Raw genomic sequence first — 6,703 nt, 5'->3', positions numbered from 1 at the left:
CACCTACGCGCTGGTCCAGCTGCGGGCCGCCGACAAGGACGACAAGGCCGCCGCGTACGAGGAGCTGCGGCCCGCCCCCGGCGTTCGGAGCGGCGAAGGGCTGACCGCCGGCGCCCACGGGCAGTAGGCTCCCCCGGCATGGGTGACGAGCTGCCGACCCGGGCCGACGTGGTGATCGTCGGCGCCGGGCACAACGGTCTGGTGTCCGCGATCCTGCTCGCCCGCGCCGGGCTCGACGTGCTGGTGCTGGAGGCGGCGGACGTGATCGGCGGGGCCACCCGCACCGAGGCCCCGTTCCGCAGGGTGCCCGGGCTTCGCCACTCCACCGGGTCGTACCTGCTCGGGCTGATGCCGCCGGAACTGCTCGCCACGCTGGACGTGCGCATCCCGGTGCTGCGCCGCGACCCGCACTACTTCCTGCCCACCCCGGGCGGCCCCGGCTCGCCGTACCTGCTCTTCGGCAGCGACACGGCGGCCACCCGGGCGCAGCTCGCGGAGTTCTTCTCCCCCGCCGACGTGGCCGCCGACGACGCCCTCCAGGCCGAGCTGGCCGCGCTGCGCGACGACCTCGCCCCGGCCTGGCTCGCCGAGCCGCTGCCCGTCGAGGAGACCGCCGAGCGGCACGTCCGACCGGCGCTGCGGCGGGTCTTCGTCGACCTCGTCCGCGGCTCGGTCGCCGACCACCTGGCCCGCTTCGACTTCCGCTCCGAACTGCTGGTCAGCATGTACGCGGTCACCGACGGCCTCTCCGGGCTGAACGCCGGCCCCGACGACCCGGGCACCGGGCACAACTTCCTCGTGCACAACATGTGCCGGCTGCCCGGCTCCGACGGCACGTGGATGATCGCCGAGGGCGGGATGGGCACCGTGTCGCGCGTCTTCGCCGACGCCGCCCGTGCCGCCGGCGCGACGATCCGCACCGGCACGCCGGTCAGCGCGATCACCCTGGACGGCGGCGCGGCCGGCGGGGTGGTGCTCGCCGACGGGCGGGAGGTCGCCGCCCGGGTGGTGCTCGGCGCCTGCGACCCGTACCGGCTGATGGACCTGCTGCCCGACGGCGCGCTCCCGGCGCCGCTGGCCGATCGGATGGCGGCGGTCCGCCGCCCCGGCACCACGCTCAAGCTCAACCTGGCGCTCACCGGCCTGCCCCGCTTCTCCTGCCTGCCCGGCGACGCGCCGAGCCCGTTCGGCTCGACGATCCACCTGCTGCCCGGCTCGGACTCGCTGACCGGCTCCGGCGGCGAGCCGCCGATGGCGGCGCTGCGCGCCATGTGGGCGGACGTGCAGGCGGGGCGACTGCCCGACGAGCCGACCATCGAGTGGTACCTGCACACCACCGTCGACCCCTCGCTGTCCGACGGCCGGGGGCACCACTCGTCCGCGCTCTTCGTCCAGTCGGTGCCGTACGAGCTGGCCGGCACCACCTGGGACGAGGCGCTGCCCGGCTACGTCGACCGCCTCATCGCGATCTGCGAGCGGTACGCCCCCGGCACCGGGGACCTGGCCGCCGACGCGGTGCCGCTGCCGCCGCCCGGCATCGAGGCGCACTTCGGCATCACCGGCGGGCACATCCACCACGTCGACAACACCGTCTCGTTCACCGACCGGATGCCGTACGCCACCGGCGTCGACGGCGTCTACGCCGGCAGCGCCGGCTGCCACCCGGCCGGCAGCGTCATCGGCGCCGCCGGCCACAACGCGGCCCGCCGCATCCTCACCGACCTCTCCCGCTGACCACCCGCTCCCCTGCTCGCCCGCCGCCCCCTCGGAGCGCCGATCATGCAGTTGTGGTGCCCGATTCGGGCCGCTCAGGGGGTTTTGTCACCCACCACAACTGCATGATCGACGCGGGAGTGGGGCGGGAGTGGGGCGGGGGCACCGGGGAACCGCCGTCAGCTGGGCGTCTCGCCCGCCGGGGCGGGGGTCTGCTGCTCGCCGGCCCGGTGGGCGCGGACCTTGTGGCCCACGCTGGTCAGGCAGCGGCCGCTGGCCAGGTCGAACTTCCAGCCGTGCAGCTGGCAGGTGAGCTGGTCGCCCTCGACGATGCCGAACCGGGTCAGGTCCGCCTTCAGGTGCGGGCAGCGCCGCTGCACCACCCAGTCGCCGAGGGTGATGTCCTCGGCGTCGCTGGTCCGCTCGTGCTCGTCGTACCAGCCCTCGGCGTACTGGAGGCGCTCGGTGGAGAGGCACTTGAAAAAGGCGTAGACGAACTCGTTGTACTGTCCGATCCGGGCCGCCGAGAAGCGGCAGGAGAGGAAGAGGGAGTTGACCCAGTCCACCTCGCCGATGTGCAGCAGGTGCTCGATCAGCGCCCGCTCGGTACGGAACCGGTAGCGCACCTTCTCGTCGGCGTACGGCCGGACCTGCTTGCCCGGGAAGTCCACCACGATCGACTCAATCGTCTCGCCGCCCGAGTCGTCGGTGCCCACCAGGTCGAAGCGGACGGGGCCGCCGACCCCCTTGGCCAGGTAGATCGACTCCTCCAGCAGGGGCTCGACCCGGCGCTGCATCTCCTTGAGCACGTCCACCTCGGGGTGCCGCCAGGACGCCTTCTCGGCCTCGATGACCGGCCGCTTGCGCTCGCGCATCTCCTCCAGGTGGGCCACCTTGTTGGCGAAGAACTCCTCGACCGGCACCGGGTGGCTGGTCTGGCAGCTCTCGGTGGTGATCTCGGCGACGCTGCCCGGGAGCAGCACCACGCCGTTGGTGCCGCCGACCTTGGCGTACTCGCTCAGGAACACCGACTGGTCGGGGAAGATGTTGCCCTCGTCGCCGTGGATGTCGTTGAACTGCCACAGCTCGTCGTCGAGGAAGCAGGGCGGGCCGGCGATCGGAAAGACGTGGTCGGCCTTCAGGTCGTCGATGTAGCGCCAGGTGCGGTCGAACTGCCGGTCCCGCTTCTGCTTGCCGAACGCCGTCTTCGCCGCCTGCGGCAGCTCGTAGACCATCGGGTACCAGATCGCGCCGGAGAACTGGAGCAGGTGCGCGTGCACGTGGCCCAGCTCGGCGAAGACGCCCAGATCGGTGGGGCGGGCGTCGTTCTGGTTGAGCAGCCGGACCCCGTCGTACTCCACCCACAGCGAGGAGTCGCCGATCGGGCCGTCGGTCGGGCTGGTCAGCGCCTGGATCATGATCTTCAGGCCGCCGTCCAGCTCCACGACCTGCTCGTTCGGCGCCTTCAGGAACTTGGTGAAGCCCAGCTCCCGCAGCTCGTCCTCCATCTCGGAGGTGGGGAACGCGGGCAGCAGCACGGTGGCCGACTTCGACACGAAGCGCTTCAGGTGCGCCGCGTCGAAGTGGTCCCGGTGCAGGTGGGAGACGTAGAGGTAGTCGACGTCGCCGAGGGTCTCCCAGTCGAGCAGGGAGTTGTCGGGAAACGGAAACCACGAGGCGAAATAGGCCGGATTGACCCACGGGTCGCACAGGATACTGCCCGCGGCCGTGTCGATCCGCATGCTGGCGTGCCCCGTACCGGTCACTCGCACCGCAGTTCCCCCTCAAAACGACAGACAAGGTGTACGCCAGAAACGCTACCGGAGGGAGTCTGGCCACCCACCCGCGACGCCGGTAGTGCCGATGCGCCCGAACGGATCCGGGACCTTGGTCCCCGCTGCGGCCCTCGTACGTCCTCCGACCGACGCCCGCCCCGCCCGGGCGGATCGTGCGGTCCGCCCCACCGGTCGGACCCAGCGCCGGGCCCGGCACGGGGCGTGCCAGACTAACCGGAGATCCGATCGCGAGGGAAGGACCGACAGTGGCAGGAAGCGAGCCGGTAACGTCGCCAGACCAGCACAAGCCCGGGCACCGCAAGTCCGGGCGCATCGGCGCGGTGGTCTCCGCGCTGGCCCTGCTGGCGATGCTCTGCGGCAACCACGAGGGCAGGGTCGAGAACATCTGGCTGGTCGGCCTGGCCGTGCTGCTGCTGCTCATCGTCATCGGCGACACCGTGCTGCGGCGCAACGGCCTGCGGTCCTGACCCCACCCGCGTCAACCGGCGTCGCACCGGTCCGCGCGCCGGAGGTCACACGCACGAGGGCCCGCCCCCGACCGGGGAGCGGGCCCTCGCCGTACGCGGATCAGCGGCCGAACAGGATGTCCTGCACGTCCTTGAGCGCGGCGTCGACCTCGGCCTCGAAGTAGCCGCCGGGCACCAGCCCGAAGCGCAGCGTGTCCAGCTCCTTCGGGTTCACCGGCATCGGGTTGCGCCCCTGCATGCCGCCCAGCAGGGTGTCGAAGAACCGGTCGACCTGGTCCGGGTCGTACCCGCTGCCGAACCGGCGCACCTGGAAGCTGCGACGGATCTGGTCGACGCGGTAGAGGTCGCTGCCGGGCGGGCCGGCCATCGGGGGGCCGGCCATCGGGGGGCCGGCCATCGGCGGCGGACCCCCGACCGGCGGACCCCCGACCGGCGGACCTCCCACCGGCGGGCCGGCGTTCGGTGGGCCGCCGAAGCCCTGCTGCGGAGGCGGCCCGGCCGGGCCCCGGCCCCGCAGTTCACGCAGCTCCCGCTCGGGCATCCGGATCTCGGCGGTCATGTCGGCGCGGGCCCGCCGGCCGGCCTCGAACCCGTCGAAGCGCGGCTCGTCGCCGTAGCCACCGGGGCCGTCGTAGTTGCCCGGACCGTCGCCGTAACCGCCGCCCGGGCCGTCGCCGTACTTGCCCGGGCCGTCGCCGTAGTTGCCGGGACCGTCGCCGTAGCCGCCCGGGCGGTCGCCGTAGGTGCCGGGACCGTCGCCGTAGCCGCCGGGGCCGGCGGGCAGGCCGCGCGGCGGCGGGGCCCCGTGGCCACCCGGGGCGCCCGGGCCCATCGGGCCGGGGCCGCCCGGGCCGCGCGGCGGCTCGTAGCCGCCCCGGGGGGCGTCGTAACCACCGGCGAAGGCGCCGGTGGGCTCGTCGTAGCGGCCGTAGCGGTCGGCGGGCGGGCCGGCCTGCGCCGGCATCGCCCGGGGCGGCATCGGCTGCGCGACCGGCGACATGCCGCGGTCGTCGCGCATCGGCGGGCCCATGCGGTCGGGCGGACCCATCCGGTCCGGCGGACCCATCCGGTCCGGCGGACCCATCCGGTCCGGCGGGCCCATCCGGTCCGGCGGGCCCATCCGGTCCGGCGGGCCCATCCGGTCCGGCGGGCCCATCCGGTCGGGAGGGCCCATCCGGTCGGGGGGGCCGAGGCGGTCGGCGTCCCGGGGGTCGCCGCCGCGGCCGCCAGCGCCACCGCGCTCCTCCAGCTCGGCCAGCTGCCGCTCGACCCGGTCGAGGTGCAGGTCGACCTGCCACTCGTCGTAGCCGTTGAAGCGGACCCGGAAGACGACGTCGTGGACCTCCTGGGAGGCGACGGGGGCACCCACCGGCCGGCCGTCGAGCGTCGCCTCGACCCGGTCCAGGAAGGCGTCGACCTCGTCGACCTTGTATCCCCGGCGGAGCGCCTTACGCCGGAAACGCTGACCCTGACTCGCCACTATGTCTCCTGGTCTCGTTCGCTACGCCCGGTCACGCCTTCTCCCCGGCCCGGTCGGTGTCGGTGTCCATGTCCTCGGCGGCGGCGAGCTGCCCACACGCTCCGTCGATCTCGCGACCCCGGGTGTCCCGCACGGTCGTCGACACCCCGGCCTCGCGCAGCCGCCGGACGAACTCGCGCTCGACCGGCTTCGGGCTGGCGTCCCAACGGCTGCCCGGAGTCGGGTTGAGGGGGATGAGGTTCACGTGGGTCAGCTTCCCGGCCAGCAGCCGCCCGAGCAGATCGGCTCTCCACGGCTGGTCGTTCACGTCCCTGATCATCGCGTACTCGATCGACACGCGACGCCCCGTGCGGGCCGCGTAGTCCCACGCCGCGTCCAGCACCTCGGACACCTTCCAGCGCTGGTTGACCGGCACGAGTTCGTCGCGCAGCTCATCATCGGGGGCGTGCAGCGACAGCGCAAGGGTCACCGAGAGGTCTTCGCTGGCCAGTCGGCGGATGGCCGGGACCAGCCCCACCGTGGAGACCGTGATGTGGCGCTGTGACAGCCCGAGCCCCTCGGGCGCCGGGGCGACCAGCCGACGGATCGCCGCGACCACCCGGGAGTAGTTGGCCAGTGGCTCGCCCATGCCCATGAAGACCACGTGCGACAGCCGCGGCGGCGAACCCGCCACCGCGCCGGAGGCGGCCACGCCGGCCAGGTAGACCGCCTGGTCGACGATCTCGGCGGTGGAGAGGTTGCGGGTCAGCCCCGCCTGACCCGTGGCGCAGAACGGGCAGGCCATGCCGCAGCCGGCCTGGCTGGAGATGCAGACGGTGACGCGGTCCGGGTAGCCCATCAGCACGCTCTCCACCAGCGAGCCGTCGTGCAGCCGCCAGAGCGCCTTGCGGGTCGCGCCGTCGTCGCAGGCCAGCTCACGGACCGGGGTGAGCAGCCGGGGCAGGAGCCGGTCGGCGAGCTTCTCCCGGGTGGCGGCCGGCAGGTCGGTCATCTGCCCCGGATCGCGCACCAGTCGACCGAAGTAGTGGGTGGAGACCTGCTTGGCGCGGAACGCCGGCTCCCCCAGCTCGGTGACCAGGGCCCGGCGGCCGGCGAGGTCGAGATCGGCGAGGTGGCGGGGAGGCATCGCGGGCCGCCGCCCGGGGGCGTCGGGGTCTGCGGGAATCAGGGGCAGGCTCGTCATGGCGCGTCCAGTCTGTCACGCCGGATGGTCGACACACCCGTCCGGAGGTGCCGAATCGCCCCCC

The 6,703-nt window shown here is 73.6% G+C and carries 5 protein-coding genes; 2 read left to right on the top strand and 3 right to left on the bottom strand.

Annotated features, from left to right (window positions below):
- Nucleotides 1–138: 138 nt before the first annotated feature.
- Nucleotides 139–1,734: a phytoene desaturase family protein gene (locus ACSNN9_RS10535; protein WP_436672848.1), complete on the top strand. Its 1,596-nt coding sequence runs from the start codon at nt 139–141 to the stop codon at nt 1,732–1,734.
- A 158-nt stretch (nt 1,735–1,892) separates the two neighbouring features.
- On the opposite strand, the gene ACSNN9_RS10530 is transcribed toward ACSNN9_RS10535, so the two are convergent.
- The gene (locus ACSNN9_RS10530) at nt 1,893–3,485 is read right to left on the bottom strand and encodes a Rieske 2Fe-2S domain-containing protein (protein WP_436672847.1); all 1,593 of its coding nucleotides are present in this window, start codon (nt 3,483–3,485) and stop codon (nt 1,893–1,895) included.
- A 269-nt stretch (nt 3,486–3,754) separates the two neighbouring features.
- Here ACSNN9_RS10530 and ACSNN9_RS10525 point away from each other — a divergent pair, with 269 nt between their 5' ends.
- Nucleotides 3,755–3,976: a DUF2631 domain-containing protein gene (locus ACSNN9_RS10525; RefSeq protein ID WP_357872096.1), complete on the top strand. Its 222-nt coding sequence runs from the start codon at nt 3,755–3,757 to the stop codon at nt 3,974–3,976.
- 100 nt (nt 3,977–4,076) lie between these two features.
- Here ACSNN9_RS10525 and ACSNN9_RS10520 read toward each other — a convergent pair whose 3' ends face one another.
- Both ACSNN9_RS10520 and rlmN read right to left on the bottom strand, forming a co-directional pair.
- On the bottom strand, nt 4,077–5,456 hold the full coding sequence (locus ACSNN9_RS10520; RefSeq protein WP_436672846.1) for a DivIVA domain-containing protein: 1,380 nt from the start codon (nt 5,454–5,456) through the stop codon (nt 4,077–4,079).
- A 31-nt stretch (nt 5,457–5,487) separates the two neighbouring features.
- Complete coding sequence (gene rlmN / locus ACSNN9_RS10515; protein ID WP_358084409.1) at nt 5,488–6,639, bottom strand: 23S rRNA (adenine(2503)-C(2))-methyltransferase RlmN; 1,152 nt, start codon at nt 6,637–6,639, stop codon at nt 5,488–5,490.
- Nucleotides 6,640–6,703 lie beyond the last annotated feature (64 nt).

Source organism: Micromonospora sp. URMC 107, from assembly GCF_051386315.1.
Lineage (GTDB): Bacteria > Actinomycetota > Actinomycetes > Mycobacteriales > Micromonosporaceae > Micromonospora.
The sequence above is the reverse complement of the archived record's forward strand: the minus strand, read 5'-3'. Positions and strand labels throughout refer to the sequence as shown.

Excerpts from the sequence above, each read along its gene's own strand:
- ACSNN9_RS10535 (WP_436672848.1), top strand. The coding sequence starts at position 139 with ATGGGTGACGAGCTGCCGACCCGGGCCGACGTGGTGATCGTCGGCGCC.
- rlmN (WP_358084409.1), bottom strand. The coding sequence starts at position 6,639 with ATGACGAGCCTGCCCCTGATTCCCGCAGACCCCGACGCCCCCGGGCGG.